Here is a 14,375-nt window from a genome sequence, read left to right on the forward strand (position 1 = left end):
CAAGGCGCGCCCCTTCGGGGGCGCGCCTGTACCTGACGAAATGAGTGACCTTTCGGCCGCAACAGGGCGAGGGAGATGACCATGGAGAAGACGTTATGGCAGTAGTTTTGAGGTTCCCTGATCGTAGGGCGCACCCCAGTCGGGCGGAAAACCTGTCTCATCTGATCCAAGCCCTGACCTGTCACCGCCACCCACAGGAAGATGTCTACTGGCTGAAAGAAAATGCGGAACTGCTGAGCGTTCTTGAATGCAGCGGGGAGTTCTCTGCAGAAAAATCTCAGGTCGGAGCGCATGATTTGGCCAAGGCCTGCCCAACGGCCCTGAGCCCACTGCGCCGTTTTTATAAGGATGCGGACCGTCATCTGTGCTTTTTCCGGCAATATTACCGTTTTATCCTGTCTATCTGCCTGGACCTGGAGGATCTGGGGCTGGTGGACACAGGCGGAGGAGATCGCGCAGAGGCGCTGGCCCATTGGGTGAGGCAGCAGGATCTGCCGCAGCATGAGTTGTCGGACCTGCAGAGGGCAGAGGCGCGCCGTTTGTTGGCCCGACGTGGCCTGGAGGGGGATTTTCCAGGGTTGGACGGGCGTCTGCGCCTGTTCGCCGATAACACGACCCAGTTTGCTGTCCCAAATCGAAAAGCGGCCTATGAGCTGACGCATATTGTCTTTTATCTTAGCGACTACGGACGCCGTGATCCCGATTTGTCAGCTCAGGCGCGATTAAGCCTTGATCATCTCGGGGTGCTTGCATTTCTGGATCAAGACGCGGATCTGCTTTCTGAGGTCTGTATCGCGCTGCGCTATTGCGGGGAAACCCCCGCTGCGGCCTGGGAGGCATGGTTGAGGCATCATCATCAGGGGTTCGCGCTGAGCTCGGCAGAGCGCGCGACCGCGCCGTCATTGCATTGCGACGACTATCATATGTTTCTGGTGAGCAGTTGGTATCAGGGCCTGTCGACTGGGTCCTGTTTCAACCAAGAAATACCGCCCGGTGCTCTGCGGTTTCAGCGCCCGGAGCGCACAGGGATCCTGCATCAACTCTCCCATGCTGTTTTCCACGCGGGGGGGCAGGTAGGGGATTGGCATCGGCTCAGGTCACAGGTCTGCGCCGAGCTGAGCGAGCCCGCCTATCAGATACTCTGTCAGGCCGAGCAAAGTTCTGCGGATTTTGGTGTCTTCTTTGAGGCCTTTGCGCGCAGAGGAACTATTCAGCCAACAGTGACGCAAGCGGAGGTCGGATGAGAGGCTTTTCGGCCCCGGTTCTTGGGGCGTTGATGATCGTGGGCTACACTGGCATTATTTCCTCTGCGGACGGGATCATTAAGTTGCTTTCTGGGGGGTATGAAGCGGCGCAGATCTATGCGCTTTCAGGGGGGGTGGTTGCGCTCTTGTCGGTCTTGACCAACGGGGCGCATAACTTCACCGGGCAGAACCGCCGCACGCGCAGCTCTCCCTTGGCCGATCAAACCGCCGTAGCCCAGCGCACAACGGTCAGAGCACCAGCACTGGGGCGTAGATCGCAGCCCAAGCGGGGTGTCAGCTTTGTTCCCTGGCGAACAGAGTGCCCGCGCGCCATGGGGCTGCGAAGTCTGGGGGCGCTGCTGGGGGCGATTTGCTTTTTCTACGCGTTTCGCCTGCTGCCCTTTGCGCAGGTTTTCCTGTTCATTGGCCTTATGCCACTGCTGGCAGGCGTAATGTCCGGCGTGATCCTGAAAGAGCGGATCGGTTTTGCCGCTTGGATCGCTTTGGCTTTGGGCTTTGTGGGGGTGATGTTTCTGTTTCCCAGCGGTTTTTCTTCAGTCTCGGTTGGGCATGGCCTGGCGTTCTTAGGGGCAAGCTGTGGGACGTTTTCGATGGTAATGGCGCGCTACATCAGCCGCTACGATAGCAATCTGATGCCGCAGGTCTTTTATCCCAATCTGGTGCTGTGTCTTGCGATGCTTCCGCTGTTGCCCATGGTTTGGCAGCCCATGCAGCTTGCGGATCTGGCCTGGGCTTTGAGCTATGCTGTATTGCTGTTTGCCGCCCGCTCGTTGGCTGTCTCAGCCCTGCGCCTGTTGCCCGCCTATGTGGTGACGCCGCTGATGAACCTGCAATTTGTCTGGATGCTCACAATTGGCGCCTGGGGTTTTGGCGAGATGCCAACTCAAGGTACCTGGATCGGTGGCTTTATCGTAATTGGTTCCGGTCTGTTTCTATTAAGCGGGCAGGTGGTAAAACCCCGCGTCAAAGCTCACGGCAAGGCGGTAACGAGTGCCTAGGCATGGCTCTACTGCTGGTCTGAAACCTGGATCGACGGAAGGGGGGCTGGCCCCACAAAGGGTCCCGAAGGGCGCTGTTCAATTTTGAAGATGTATTACATCGAAAAGGAAGTGCCACAGCCGCAGCTGGAGGAGGCATTGGGGTTTTCAATGGTAAACCGGGCACCGATCAGCTCTTCGGTGAAATCGATGACCGCGTTTTCCAAAAAGGGCAAAGAGACAGTATCAACCACAACTTTTTCGCCCTGGCCCTCAAGAATCAGATCATCCGCATTAGGCGCGTCCAGACCGATCTCGTATTGGAAGCCAGAGCAACCGCCGCCCTCAACCGCAATACGCAGTGCCTGCCCCTGGCTGGCGGCGCCAATCTCTGTCAGGCGGGCAAAGGCCCGGTCGGTCACTTTTGGTGGCAGGTTCATTTGATCTCTCCCGATGCTGTATTGCAGCGCACACCAATATATAGAAAGGTGCGAGCCAGACGACAAGATTTCACGGGAGAAAGATTAGTCATGCACGCCTCTTATGCCACCAAACCGGATCAAAGCCGGGGGAGGCTGGTCGATGAGGAGGAAAGCAGCTTTCGCTCTCCCTATCAACGCGACCGGGATCGTATCATTCACGCCAGCGCCTTTCGCCGGTTGAAACACAAGACGCAGGTTTTTGTGGAGCATGAAGGCGATAACTATCGCACGCGGCTCACCCATTCGATTGAGGTCGGCCAGGTCGGGCGCACAATTGCTGCGGCCCTGGGGCTCAATCAGGAATTGACCGAGGCCGTGGCTCTGGCTCATGACCTTGGCCATACGCCCTTTGGTCACACCGGGGAAGATGCGCTGCATGCTTTGATGCAACCCTATGGCGGCTTCGACCATAACGCCCAAGCCATCCGCATCGTGACCTGCCTAGAACGCCACTATGCGGAGTTTGACGGACTGAATCTGACCTGGGAGACCTTAGAAGCCATTGCCAAACACAATGGACCGGTCCTGGGGGAACTGCCCTGGGCCTTGGCAGAATGCAATGCGGCGATTGATCTAGAGCTTCATACCCATGCCAGTGCTGAGGCGCAGGTCGCTGCTTTGTCCGATGATATCGCCTATAACAATCACGACCTTCACGATGGCCTGCGCGCCGGGCTGTTCACTGATGCGGATATCTTGCAGCTGCCGATCATTGGCCCAGCCTACGCGGCGGTTGATGAAAAATATCCAGGTCTTGATCCATTGCGCCGCCGTCACGAAGCCCTGCGCCGCGTTTTTGGCGTGATGGTCGGGGATGTAATTGACACTACCCGCAGCACCCTGTCGCAGAGCGGTGTTCAAAGTGTCGAGGAGGTGCGCGCTCTCGGCTACCCAGTGGTGGCCTTCTCTCCTGGAATCTGGGCGGATCTAAAGGAGATCCGGGCCTTTTTGTTCACCCGCATGTATCGCGCTCCATCGGTCATGGAGGTGCGCCTGCGCATGGCGGCGGTGGTTGAGGCGCTGGTTCCCTATTTCTTAGCCAACCCGTTAGAGATGCCCGAACGCTGGCATGAAGAGATAAAGGCGGTGTCGGACCAAACCGGCCTCGCGCGGATCATTTCGGACTACATCGCGGGGATGACGGATCGATTTGCTTTGCAAAAATTTGATCAGCTGTTGGGAGAAGGAAAGCTGTCCTGATTGGGCGCATTGTCGTGTGATCTGGGGCATGATCTGCCTGCTGGCCGTATCTCTGTTGTGATCTGGCCCTATGCGCGGACGATCCGTGGTTCATTTATTGGGGCACCATCACACGAGACCGGCGCGCACTATGAAACAATGGACTGTTACCTTTTCTGATGATCCGGCCATGTCCCGGGTCCGGGCCGACAAAGCGCGCCGTCTTGCGCATATCGCCTTTGTGCGGGAGCGGCCTGAGCTGCAGATTGGCGGCCCCTTGGCGATGACGCCCATGCAGGATTTTCCCGGCGCCATCTGGACTGTTCAGGCGGCAACCCGAGCCGATGTTGAGCAGTTGATCCTTTCCGATCCATATTATGTTGCATCCCTGCGGCGCTATAAAATTAGGGCTTGGGGGCATGCTGTATTGGGTCAGGCTGCGCTTTGACCGCCTTTGACCTCATGCTGGGAAAAAGATCGGACAGGAAAGGTCGCTCGAGCGGTTTCTGCGCTGGTCATAGTGCATAGAATGGTTGACCATTGAGCTAGGCATGATAAGCCGCAAAGCCGAACCAATGGGACGCCAGAGATGAACCTTTTTTCCGATATCCGCGCGCTTGTCATCGACAGCCTCACTGCAATGACCGCCGAGGGCGCACTGCCCGAGGGACAAGATTTTGCTAATGTCGCAGTTGAGCCGCCCCGAGATTCGGCGCATGGGGATATGGCAACCAATGCTGCCATGGTGCTGGCCAAGCCCGCCAAGATGAAACCCCGCGATATTGCCGATGCTCTGGCCGCTAAACTGGCCCAAGATGCGCGGATCGCTTCGGCTGAGGTTGCGGGCCCCGGTTTCTTGAACCTACGACTGTCCCCTGTTGTCTGGCAGAGCGTGCTCGGCGCTGTTCTGGAAGGGGGGCTTGACTATGGTCGCGCCAATCTGGGCCAGGGCAAAAAGGTCAACGTGGAATATGTTTCGGCCAACCCCACCGGACCTTTGCACGTTGGCCATACCCGTGGGGCAGTCTTTGGCGACGCACTTGCGTCTTTGTTGGGCTACGCCGGCTATGATGTCACCCGTGAATATTACATCAATGATGGCGGCGGTCAGGTCGATGTTCTGGCGCGTTCCGTCTATCTGCGCTATTTGGAAGCGCATGGGCAGGAAGTTGCCTTTGCTGATGGGACTTATCCTGGTGATTACCTGAAGCCCGTGGGCGCGGCCCTAAAGGATAAGGTTGGTGATGCCTATCTCAACAAAGGGGAAGATGTTTGGCTCTCAGAGGTGCGGGAATTCTCCACCGATGCGATGATGGACCTTATCCGCGAGGATCTTGCTCTGCTCGGCATCAAGATGGATGTCTTCTATTCTGAAAAATCGCTCTATGGCACCGGCCGCATCGAGGCCGCCTTGGAGGAGTTGGAAAGCAAGGGGCTGATCTATCAAGGTGTGTTGGAGCCGCCAAAAGGCAAAAAGCCTGATGATTGGGAGCCACGTGAGCAGACCCTGTTCAAATCCACAGACCACGGCGATGATGTTGATCGGGCAGTGAAAAAATCCGATGGGGCATGGACCTATTTCGCCCCGGATATCGCCTATCACTATGATAAGGTCAGCCGCGGATTTGATGAGCTGATCGACGTCTTTGGCGCCGATCATGGTGGCTATGTCAAGCGGATGAAGGCCGCTGTTTCGGCGCTGTCCGATGGCAAGGTGCCCCTGGATATCAAGCTGTGCCAGTTGGTGAAGCTGTTCAAGGACGGCCAGGAGTTCAAGATGTCGAAACGGGCAGGGACCTTTGTCACCCTGCGCGACGTGGTTGATGCGGTCGGCGCCGATGTCACGCGCTTTATGCTGCTCACCCGCAAGAATGATCAGGGTTTTGACTTTGATCTCGATAAGGCGCTTGAGCAGTCCAAGGACAACCCGATCTTCTATGTGCAATATGCCAATGCCCGCATCTGCTCGACCCTGCGCAAAGCGGGTGAGGCTGATATTGCCACCGATGACGCGGTGCTGGGGGCGGCGGACCTGGCGCAGGTCTCCCATCCGGCGCAGCTGGCTGTGGTTAAGAAACTGGCAGAATGGCCGCGCCAGATCGAAATCGCTGCCCGTACAAACGAGCCACACCGGGTTGCCTTTTACCTCTATGATCTGGCGTCAGAGCTGCACGGGCTCTACCATCTTGGCAAAACCGAGTTTGGTTTACGTTTTGTTAACGAGAGCAGCGAAACGGCAACACATGCCAATTTGGCGCTCGCGCGCAGCGTTTCCATTGTTATTTCCGCCGGTCTTGGTATTCTAGGGGTGAAACCGGCGCAGGAGATGCGGTAAAAACCGCGCACAACCGCCGGACTGAGGCAGTTCAAGAGACCCAAATGTAGTCAGGTGAGAGGCAACTCTCCTGACTATCAAGGGCAGTAAGGCGGATTATGGCGTATTTTGCGCAGGCGGGCTCTGGTCAGTCCCATTCCCATGGTGGTTCCCGGAATGAAGGGGCTGCCGATACCTTTGGGCAGGGGGCATCCAGTTCTAACCTCTCTGGACCAAGGGTCACTGTTAACCCACATGTGACGGCGCGCCCTGTTTTGGCAGGTCAGCAGCCGACCTTTGGGCAGGCCCCTCAATCGCAGGTCGTTCAGCCACAGGTCACGCGTCCAGCGAGCCCCTTTCCTGTGGAAGGGCCTGATCTTTATGCCAATTACCAGCCGAGATCGTCCGAGCCTGAGACAGAGGCTGCGCCAATTACGTTCTCCGCAGCCGCGCCGATGGCACCTCAGTCAAGCCTGAAGGACTATGTGAGCGAAGATTACGGGGTGCCAGGGATCGGTGCTCAGGCCTATGCCGCGCCCAGTTTTGCTGGCGACGACCACGCCGCGGAGTCCGCGCCGATGCAGGTTTCCGCTGCGCCGGAATGGGGTGCACAGCCCGATGGCCAAGACGTGAACGGTGCACAGCATTCCCCAAGTGATGACGCCTCTGGTGCTGTCTATGGCGGGACCGCAACTCAGAGCTATGGCTATGAGTCGCAAGAGCAAACCCCAGACTACGGCTATGACGATGGCAGCGCCTACGCCACACCTGTTGCAGCAAGCGGCTTTGCCCGCGCCACAGGTTTGGTTGGCGCTGCGGCTTCGCTTGCACTGGTGGTAGGACTAGGCGTTTGGGGATATCAACTGGTCATGCGCGACGTCAGTGGCGTTCCCGTTGTCCGCGCCGTTGAAGGGCCTATGCGGGCTCAACCTGAAAATCCAGGCGGCAGCCAGGTCGATCATCAGGGGTTGGCTGTGAATTCCGTTGCCGCCAATGGCACAGCCGAAGCGGCGGCCGATCGGGTCACCCTGGCGCCGCAACCCATTGAGCTGTCTCTTGATGATCAGCCCATGTCGCGTCTGTCTGCACCCGAGGCGGATGTGCCGCCGCAGGTGATCAGCGAGACCCCGCAAGCCGCCGCGCCGGAGATTTCTGAGGCATCGGTTACAGCCTATCGCAACGGCGATATCGACGCCTTGGTTGCTGAGCTCACCGACGGGGTGGCGCCAATTGGCTCCGAACAGGGGAGTGCGGCGCAACAGCCCGCAGCTGCCCCCGCCATTGTGCAGCCTGAACCCTTGAAGCCTGTGGAAATCGCAGCCATTGGTGCCGCAACCGCGCCATCCTCCGCCTTGCGCAATGCGCCTGGTGTCAAGATCTCCTTGCGGCCAAATCTGCGGCCCGCACGTTTTAGCCCTGCTGTCGCACAGGCGACCCCTGGCTCGGGCCGAGCAACCTTGGAAGTTGATCCCAAGAGCCTGCCTGCTGGGACACGTCTGGCGCAACTGGGCGCCTATGAAAGCGCCGCGGTCGCCCGCGCAGAGTGGGATCGGATCTATAGCCGGTTTGAAGACTATCTGGTAGGTAAACAACGCGTTATCCAACGAGCTGAAAGTGGGGGTCGCACCTTCTACCGTTTGCGGGCCATGGGGTTTGATGGGCTTTCGGATGCCCGTCGGTTCTGCTCTACCCTGGTGGCGGGCAAGGCGGATTGCATCCCGGTTACAACCCGCTGATGGCCTGTGGGGCCACGATTCTAGACGCCGAAGGGGTAAGGCTGACTGCTGAGGAAAAGGCATTCTTCCGCGCAGCAGATCCCTTTGGCTTTATTCTGTTTGCACGCAATATCCAAAGCGCTGAGCAGACCCGCGCGCTTTGTAATGAATTGCGCGAAGCCGTTGGCCGTAACTGTCTGATCACCGTCGATCAGGAAGGTGGGCGGGTGCAGCGCCTGCGCAGCCCACTGGCGCGCGATTGGATGGCGCCATTGGACCACGTGGAACAGGCCGCAGAACAGGCCGAGCGTGCGATGTATCTGCGTTATCGGCTGATTGCGCAGGAGCTGTTTGAGCTGGGCATTGACAGCAACTGCGCACCAGTGGGTGATTTGATCACGCCTGATACCCATCCATTTCTGAAAAACCGCTGTTATGGGACAGACTTACACCAGGTGGCCATACTTGCTCGGGCCGTTGCGCAGGCGCATTTGGATGGCGGTGTGCTACCTGTTTTGAAGCATATTCCCGGTCATGGGCGTGCGCAGGTGGATAGCCATAAAGAACTGCCACGGGTCACGGCATCGCTTGAAACCCTTCGTTCGCAGGACTTTGCGGTTTTTGCTGCCTTGAATGACCTGCCCTTGGGGATGACCGCGCATCTGGTCTATGAGGCGCTGGACGAGCACCCAGCCACCATCTCTGGGCAAGTCATGGCGATGATCCGTAGTCAGATCGGCTTTGGTGGGTTGATCATGACGGATGATATTTCGATGAAGGCACTGGCGGGGACACCTGCACAAAAGGCAGCGGCAGCCCGCGCTGCTGGCTGCGATTTGGTGCTGTTTTGTAATGCTGAGCTGCAGGACCGCCGTGCTGTGGCAGAGGCGGCTGGTGAAATGGATGGCGCAGGCCAAGCCCGGGCTGACGCTGCCTTGGCGCTGCGGCAGCCTCCCGTCCTGCTTGACACCGAGGCCGCCGAAGCCGAACTTACCGCCTTGATGGGCGGAAAGGTCTATGTCTGAGCAAAACCTGTTTGATGAAGCATCCGCGCAGTCCGTCGAGGAGCGGCTGGCTGCGGAAGCTCTGATTGTTGACGTCGACGGCTTCGAAGGGCCGCTCGACCTTTTGCTGACGCTGTCGCGGACGCAAAAGGTGGACCTGCGCCGCATCTCGGTTTTGGAGTTGGCCCGGCAATATCTGACCTTTGTCGAACATGCCAAGGAGCTGCGGATCGAGCTGGCCGCGGATTACTTGGTGATGGCAGCCTGGCTTGCCTATCTGAAATCGCGTCTCCTGTTGCCCCCGGACCCTACCGAAGAGGGCCCCTCCGGGGCGGAGTTGGCGGCGCATCTGGCCTTTCAGCTGGAGCGGTTGCAAGCGATGCGTGATGCCGCTGCCCGGTTGATGGCGCGCGATCAGCTGGGGCGCGACTTCTTTGTGCGCGGCCAGGATGAGAATATCCAACGGATCAGAACCGTAACCTATTCCGCCAATCTCTTGGACTTGATGCAGGGCTATGCCCGGATCCGCACCAAGGATGATTTTCGCCCCTTTGTGATGGACCGCGACAGTGTGTTTACTATGGAGGAAGCCCTAGAACGCATGCGGGCTTTGATCGGTTTTACAGGGAGTTGGACCGATATGCTCAGCTATCTGCCCGATGGTTGGCACAAGGACCCTGTTAAGCGGCGTTCCGCCACGGCTGCGACTTTTGCGGCCTCCTTGCAGCTGGTCAAGGAGGGGCGGTTAGAGATCCGCCAGAATGAGAATTTTGCGCCTATTCAGCTGCGCAGCCTAGACGAGGAGAGCTGATGCAGCCCCCGAGTGAACCGCCCCGTGACAGTGACAGCCTGTTTGACGCGCCCCCAATTGCGGAACAGGAACGCATGGTGGAGGCGGTGCTCTTTGCCAGTGCCACCCCAGTGACCCTGCGCGACCTGGAAGGGCGTATGCCCCATGGTTGTAACCCGGCAGCGGCGCTGGAACATTTGCGCAAGCGTTATGAGGGGCGCGGCGTACGGGTGGTTCAGGTCGGCGAGGCCTGGGCAATTCGCACGGCGCCCGACCTTGGCTTCTTGATGCAAAAGGAGATAGTCGAGACCCGAAAGCTCAGCCGCGCCGCCATCGAGACGCTGGCGATTATTGCCTATCACCAGCCAGTGACACGCGCCGAGATTGAAGAGATTCGGGGGGTTTCGGTCTCACGCGGTACAGTGGATCAGCTGCTGGAGATGGAATGGATCCGTATTGGGCGGCGGCGGATGACACCGGGTCGGCCTGTCACCTTTGTGGTGACGCCGGTATTCTTGGACCATTTCGGGCTCGAAAGCGCCCGTGACCTGCCAGGTCTGAAAGAGCTGCGTGCCGCCGGACTGTTGGAGAACAGACCGCCTCCGGGCAGCTTGCCACTGGGGCAGGGGGGAGAAGAGATTGAAGAGGTTGGTGATCAGCCAGAGCTGTTCGAGGATTGAGCCAATTCTGGATGTTTGGACGATGCAGCGGTCAAGGAATTGCCCAAATTGCATGCTATGCCTTGTGCCAGTTTTGGGCGGATGCTGGTGGGGCGCCGGACATCTGGCACCTCTGGCGATGGGAGATAAGTAATGAACCTGGATATGATTCTCAAAATGGTGATGCGGCGTTTGTTAGGCAAAGCCGTGAATGCTGGGGTTGATGCCGGGTTGGGGGCGCTGTCGGGGCGAAAGCCTAAAGGCTCAGGCCGAGATCGCCCTCAGGGTGCTGCTGTCGAGACCCCAGCAGAGGCAGAGGCCCGTGCTGAGCGGGATCGTATTCGCGCTATCAGACAGGCGCGTCGGGCGAAACGCAATCATCAGGATCAGGGCTAGGGTGGCGGCGTAGGGTTATAGCGGACTCAATGGCCTCCAACAGGCACAGAAGTGAAGAGAGCGCCATGCACCCCATCAGGCCCCATAACGGAAAGAGCAAGGCACCCGCAAAGGGCGCGGCAAAGACGCAGAGATAGGTAATGGTGCTATAGAGCCCCATGATTGCGCCGCGCTGCGCTTGATCCAGCCCTGTGAGACGAGCCACCAAAAGGTTTAGCCCGAGGTGTTGGAAAATGCCCCAGATCAGAGCGAACACCAGTAGCAGGGAGAAATTCTCTGCAAAGGCGAGCATCACCACATAGTTGAGGGCGATCAGTACAAAGACGGGTGGTGAGGCGCGGGCGAGGCCAAGCCGGTCTAGCAGTGGATCAAAGATCACCGCCAATCCAAACCCAATGCCATAAAATAGCGGCAACAACCCTGCCTGGGCAGTGCTGAGCTCAAGGCTAAGGGTGACATGGGCGCCTGTGAAGAAATAGGTGGTATAAAAGCTGAACATCAGCAGACAGGAGGCCAACAGGCCGCGCCGAATGCCGGGCACCCGCATGGCAGTCAACGGCGAGCTGACCTGACCGGCAGCGTTGGAGGTTATCCGTCCCAACCCGGCAGAGCTGAGCCAGAGAAGGGCCGCAAGCAGAGCCAGTGCCAGATAGACCACGCGCCAGCCTGCCAGATCTGCCAGCCACGCGCTGAGGCTCACTCCAAGCACCATCGACAGCGTCCAGCCTGTCAGAACCAGCCCCACAACACGGGCCTCGCGTCCCCTTGGTGCAATGACGGCGGCCAGGGTGTAGATTGATGGCAGGGCTGCGCCGCCTGCCAGGCCGCACAGAACCTGCGCCGCAATCAACCCCCAAAGCCCCGGTGCGGCAGCGCTCATAGCGAGCCCCAGCGCGAGTGCAATCAGGGCGAGCCGCAGCAACTGACCTGCTCCAATTCGGTCCCCCAGTGGTGCCAGGGTCAGGGCTGCAGCTGCAACCCCAAGCCCATAGGCGCTGGCGGCCTGCATGACCTCAGTGGGTTTGACCCCCAGATCGCTGCCCACTGCCAGAACCAGAGGTGAGAGCAGCAAGGAGTTTGAGCCTACAATTCCGATGGCGCTCATCAGGATCACAATTGAGGCCCAGAGCGGTTGCTGGAGAGGTTGAGAGGGCAAGGGCGACATATGGTGCCTCTTCATTCAGGGGGGTATTTCGCGAGCCCCTGGCTGAACCCTTGGCCCCTGTGAAACCTTGAAAGAGGCGGGTTTTGGACCACCCAGGGAGCAGTGCTCAGCGAGGAGATTTGAAATGTTTGGAGAGCTTCAACCCCTGGCCCTGATAGTTGGAGGCAATACCGGCACCATAGAGCTGTTCGGGCAGTTCACTCATGCGTTCATAAACCAGGCGTCCAACCACCTGACCGTGTTCAAGCACGAAGGGTGCCTCGTGGCAGCGGACTTCGAGAACCCCGCGTGAGCCCTTGCCGCCAGCGGCATCATGCCCAAAACCCGGGTCAAAGAAACCAGCGTAATGTACGCGGAATTCTCCCACCATAGCGAGATAGGGCGCCATCTCTGCGGCATAGGCGGGCGGGATCTGCACGGCCTCCCGGCTGACCAGGATGTAAAAGGCCCCAGGGTCAAGAATAATACGGCCAGAGGTGCTGTGCACCTCTTCCCAATAGTCCTGCGGATCGTATTCACCAATACGGTCCAGATCAATTACACCCGTGTGCGGCTTGGCGCGGTAGCCTACCAGATCAGACCCTGGCAGGCGCAGATCAACCGAAAACCCAAGCCCGTCCTCAATCACCGCCTTTCCATCCACTAGCGGGCTTTGTTGGTGCAGGTCGGTGAGTTCACCATCGCTCAGCACAGCCTGACCCTGGCGAAAGCGGATCTGGTTCAATCGCATCCCAGGGCGTACCAGAACCGAAAAGGAACGCGGGCAGATCTCAGCGTAAAGTGGACCTGAATAACCGGGTTTTATCCGGTCAAACTCAACCCCACCATCGGTGATCGTCCGGGTCAAAAGGTCAAGCCGCCCAGTTGAACTCTTGGCATTGGCCACCGCCGAGACATCCTGTGGGAGGGCCAGCCCCTCCATCAGGGGCACCAAATAGACGCAGCCTTTTTCCAGGACAGCGCCCTTTGTCAAATCTATGCGGTGCATTTCAAATTCGCTGATCCGATCCGCAACGCTGCAGTTCTGTCCAGCCAGAAAAGAGGCGCGAACACGATAGGCGACAGAGCCGAGCCGCAGGTCCAGACTAGCGGGTTGAACCTGACCATCGACCAGAGGTTCGGTGAGGGTGATTTCACCGCGATCAAACATTTTTTCAATAGCTTGGCTGGGAAGAACGCCGGTCATGATCCATATCCTCTGGCTTGGGTGTGCCGTTAGAGCTGACCGATACCACCTCTGCGGGGTTTTGGCAAAACGACATGTGTTCATGCCCAGAATCAAAAAAACCGTTTGAATGCAAAGCATTCAAACGGTTTTTTGGTCGGGCTAGCAGGACTCGAACCTGCGACCTTCCGTCCCCCAGACGGACGCGCTACCAGGCTGCGCCATAGCCCGCTGATGACGGGTTCTACTGTATTTCCCAGCGGGGGCAAGGGGGTATTTCCGGTTTTTTTCCGTAGCGAGGAATATTTTAGCCTGCATTCAGGATTGCGCGAAGCTCCGCCGCACAGCCAGCCACATCGGCCTTTAAATGCGCAGGGAGATGCGTCGTCGTTGACAGGAGAGAAAGGACATTGGCTGTCGTCGTCGATGGCTCATACCTGGGCGCGGTGGGCTGAGGCACGGGCACCGCCTGCGGCGCCTCTGCTTCGGCGGAGGTAAGATCGGCCTCCTGGCCATTCTCATCGGCGATTAACTCAGCGGCGGAGGCCTCTGCGGAGACCATCGAATGATTCTCTGGGTTCGCCAGCTCAACAGCGCCGGATCCAGCGCCAGGTTCGCCAGATGCGAGCTCCTGCGGCATGGTTTCTGTCAGCTCTGGGGGCTCTTGCTCTAGAGTTGGAGGCAGGTCGGCAGCAGGGGAGGCATGAGCGGAGGGCACTTCAGCATCTGTTTCGATCTGCAAAGAGGGGGCCGGAACGGCTTGGTCAAACTCTGCCGGACTTTCGAGTTCCATATGCATTTGCTCGGGTTCGGGCGGTACCGATTCCGGGCCAGATGGCGCATCGGGCACTTCCTCTCGCGAGGTTGCAGCAACAGCGGGGGGCTGCGGTTCCGATTCAGATGCAGAAGAGATGGGCTCGGAGATTTCAGCGTCTACAGCGTCCTGATGTTCGGCAGGGGGCAGTGTCGTTGCCGCTGATTCGTCCTCTACCGCTGCGAAAGATGGGCCTGGGGTTTCAGCAGATTGCGATTCTATCGGCTCAAGCGGGGGCTCGGCAGGGGAATCCGGTGCGGACGCAACTGTGTCGGTTTGGTTCGCATTTCTGGAGCGCTTCACACTTAAACCGGGTGGGCGTTGTGATTTGGATGTGTCGTCCTCCACAGGCGCAGAGTCCAGTACACTATCGTTTGTTTCTGTAGGTGAAGGGGGAGGCGATTGCTGTGAGACTTGTTCTTCCGCTCGCGTTGTTTTTGGCAAAGGGGC

14 protein-coding genes and 1 tRNA gene are annotated in these 14,375 nt (G+C 58.6%); 10 read left to right on the forward strand and 5 right to left on the reverse strand.

Annotated features, from left to right (window positions below):
• The first annotated feature begins 95 nt into the window (after nucleotides 1-95).
• On the forward strand, nucleotides 96-1,244 hold the full coding sequence (locus tag MED193_RS21745; RefSeq protein ID WP_009811948.1) for a hypothetical protein: 1,149 nt from the start codon (nucleotides 96-98) through the stop codon (nucleotides 1,242-1,244).
• A complete protein-coding gene (locus MED193_RS21750) occupies nucleotides 1,241-2,263 on the forward strand; it encodes a DMT family transporter (RefSeq protein ID WP_009811949.1) in 1,023 nt (340 codons plus the stop codon). Before MED193_RS21745 ends, MED193_RS21750 begins: the two co-directional genes overlap by 4 nt.
• 95 nt (nucleotides 2,264-2,358) lie before the next feature.
• Here MED193_RS21750 and MED193_RS21755 read toward each other — a convergent pair whose 3' ends face one another.
• Complete coding sequence (locus tag MED193_RS21755; protein WP_009811950.1) at nucleotides 2,359-2,682, reverse strand: iron-sulfur cluster assembly accessory protein; 324 nt, start codon at nucleotides 2,680-2,682, stop codon at nucleotides 2,359-2,361.
• Nucleotides 2,683-2,772: 90 nt separating this feature from the next.
• On the opposite strand from MED193_RS21755, the gene MED193_RS21760 reads away from it, so the two are divergent.
• From MED193_RS21760 to MED193_RS21795, 8 genes are all read left to right on the forward strand, one after another.
• Entirely contained in the window at nucleotides 2,773-3,924 is a 1,152-nt protein-coding gene (locus tag MED193_RS21760; RefSeq protein ID WP_009811951.1) for a deoxyguanosinetriphosphate triphosphohydrolase, read from the forward strand.
• 130 nt (nucleotides 3,925-4,054) lie between these two features.
• The gene (locus tag MED193_RS21765) at nucleotides 4,055-4,351 is read left to right on the forward strand and encodes a hypothetical protein (RefSeq protein ID WP_009811952.1); all 297 of its coding nucleotides are present in this window, start codon (nucleotides 4,055-4,057) and stop codon (nucleotides 4,349-4,351) included.
• A gap of 141 nt (nucleotides 4,352-4,492) precedes the next feature.
• A complete protein-coding gene (gene argS / locus MED193_RS21770) occupies nucleotides 4,493-6,238 on the forward strand; it encodes an arginine--tRNA ligase (RefSeq protein WP_009811953.1) in 1,746 nt (581 codons plus the stop codon).
• Nucleotides 6,239-6,336: 98 nt separating this feature from the next.
• The gene (locus MED193_RS22745) at nucleotides 6,337-7,953 is read left to right on the forward strand and encodes an SPOR domain-containing protein (protein ID WP_009811954.1); all 1,617 of its coding nucleotides are present in this window, start codon (nucleotides 6,337-6,339) and stop codon (nucleotides 7,951-7,953) included.
• Entirely contained in the window at nucleotides 7,953-8,957 is a 1,005-nt protein-coding gene (nagZ, locus tag MED193_RS21780) for a beta-N-acetylhexosaminidase (protein ID WP_009811955.1), read from the forward strand. Before MED193_RS22745 ends, nagZ begins: the two co-directional genes overlap by 1 nt.
• On the forward strand, nucleotides 8,950-9,747 hold the full coding sequence (locus MED193_RS21785; protein ID WP_009811956.1) for a ScpA family protein: 798 nt from the start codon (nucleotides 8,950-8,952) through the stop codon (nucleotides 9,745-9,747). Before nagZ ends, MED193_RS21785 begins: the two co-directional genes overlap by 8 nt.
• The gene (gene scpB / locus MED193_RS21790) at nucleotides 9,747-10,406 is read left to right on the forward strand and encodes an SMC-Scp complex subunit ScpB (RefSeq protein WP_009811957.1); all 660 of its coding nucleotides are present in this window, start codon (nucleotides 9,747-9,749) and stop codon (nucleotides 10,404-10,406) included. The genes MED193_RS21785 and scpB overlap by 1 nt, the downstream gene beginning before the upstream one ends.
• Before the next feature lie 132 nt (nucleotides 10,407-10,538).
• The gene (locus tag MED193_RS21795) at nucleotides 10,539-10,781 is read left to right on the forward strand and encodes a hypothetical protein (RefSeq protein WP_039966547.1); all 243 of its coding nucleotides are present in this window, start codon (nucleotides 10,539-10,541) and stop codon (nucleotides 10,779-10,781) included.
• On the opposite strand, the gene MED193_RS21800 is transcribed toward MED193_RS21795, so the two are convergent.
• The 4 genes from MED193_RS21800 to MED193_RS23145 all read right to left on the reverse strand — a co-directional run bounded on the left by MED193_RS21800 (nucleotide 10,735) and on the right by MED193_RS23145 (nucleotide 13,904).
• On the reverse strand, nucleotides 10,735-11,946 hold the full coding sequence (locus MED193_RS21800) for an MFS transporter (RefSeq protein ID WP_009811959.1): 1,212 nt from the start codon (nucleotides 11,944-11,946) through the stop codon (nucleotides 10,735-10,737). The two genes, MED193_RS21795 and MED193_RS21800, sit on opposite strands and share 47 nt — an antisense overlap.
• 106 nt (nucleotides 11,947-12,052) lie before the next feature.
• Nucleotides 12,053-13,132, reverse strand: coding sequence for a 2'-deoxycytidine 5'-triphosphate deaminase (locus MED193_RS21805; RefSeq protein WP_009811960.1), 1,080 nt, complete (start codon nucleotides 13,130-13,132; stop codon nucleotides 12,053-12,055).
• A gap of 133 nt (nucleotides 13,133-13,265) precedes the next feature.
• Nucleotides 13,266-13,342, reverse strand: a tRNA-Pro gene (locus MED193_RS21810).
• A 76-nt stretch (nucleotides 13,343-13,418) separates the two neighbouring features.
• A complete protein-coding gene (locus tag MED193_RS23145; protein WP_198133902.1) occupies nucleotides 13,419-13,904 on the reverse strand; it encodes a hypothetical protein in 486 nt (161 codons plus the stop codon).
• Between the last annotated feature and the right edge of the window lie 471 nt (nucleotides 13,905-14,375).

It is taken from the genome of Roseobacter sp. MED193 (genome assembly GCF_000152965.1).
Taxonomy (GTDB): domain Bacteria; phylum Pseudomonadota; class Alphaproteobacteria; order Rhodobacterales; family Rhodobacteraceae; genus Pseudophaeobacter.

Coding starts and splice junctions, on each gene's coding strand:
- MED193_RS21795 (WP_039966547.1), top strand. CDS start 10,539: ATGAACCTGGATATGATTCTCAAAATGGTGATGCGGCGTTTGTTAGGC.
- MED193_RS21785 (WP_009811956.1), top strand. CDS start 8,950: ATGTCTGAGCAAAACCTGTTTGATGAAGCATCCGCGCAGTCCGTCGAG.
- MED193_RS22745 (WP_009811954.1), top strand. CDS start 6,337: ATGGCGTATTTTGCGCAGGCGGGCTCTGGTCAGTCCCATTCCCATGGT.
- nagZ (WP_009811955.1), top strand. CDS start 7,953: ATGGCCTGTGGGGCCACGATTCTAGACGCCGAAGGGGTAAGGCTGACT.
- MED193_RS21745 (WP_009811948.1), top strand. CDS start 96: ATGGCAGTAGTTTTGAGGTTCCCTGATCGTAGGGCGCACCCCAGTCGG.
- MED193_RS21760 (WP_009811951.1), top strand. CDS start 2,773: ATGCACGCCTCTTATGCCACCAAACCGGATCAAAGCCGGGGGAGGCTG.
- MED193_RS21765 (WP_009811952.1), top strand. CDS start 4,055: ATGAAACAATGGACTGTTACCTTTTCTGATGATCCGGCCATGTCCCGG.
- MED193_RS23145 (WP_198133902.1), bottom strand. CDS start 13,904: ATGGAACTCGAAAGTCCGGCAGAGTTTGACCAAGCCGTTCCGGCCCCC.
- argS (WP_009811953.1), top strand. CDS start 4,493: ATGAACCTTTTTTCCGATATCCGCGCGCTTGTCATCGACAGCCTCACT.
- scpB (WP_009811957.1), top strand. CDS start 9,747: ATGCAGCCCCCGAGTGAACCGCCCCGTGACAGTGACAGCCTGTTTGAC.
- MED193_RS21805 (WP_009811960.1), bottom strand. CDS start 13,132: ATGACCGGCGTTCTTCCCAGCCAAGCTATTGAAAAAATGTTTGATCGC.
- MED193_RS21800 (WP_009811959.1), bottom strand. CDS start 11,946: ATGTCGCCCTTGCCCTCTCAACCTCTCCAGCAACCGCTCTGGGCCTCA.
- MED193_RS21750 (WP_009811949.1), top strand. CDS start 1,241: ATGAGAGGCTTTTCGGCCCCGGTTCTTGGGGCGTTGATGATCGTGGGC.
- MED193_RS21755 (WP_009811950.1), bottom strand. CDS start 2,682: ATGAACCTGCCACCAAAAGTGACCGACCGGGCCTTTGCCCGCCTGACA.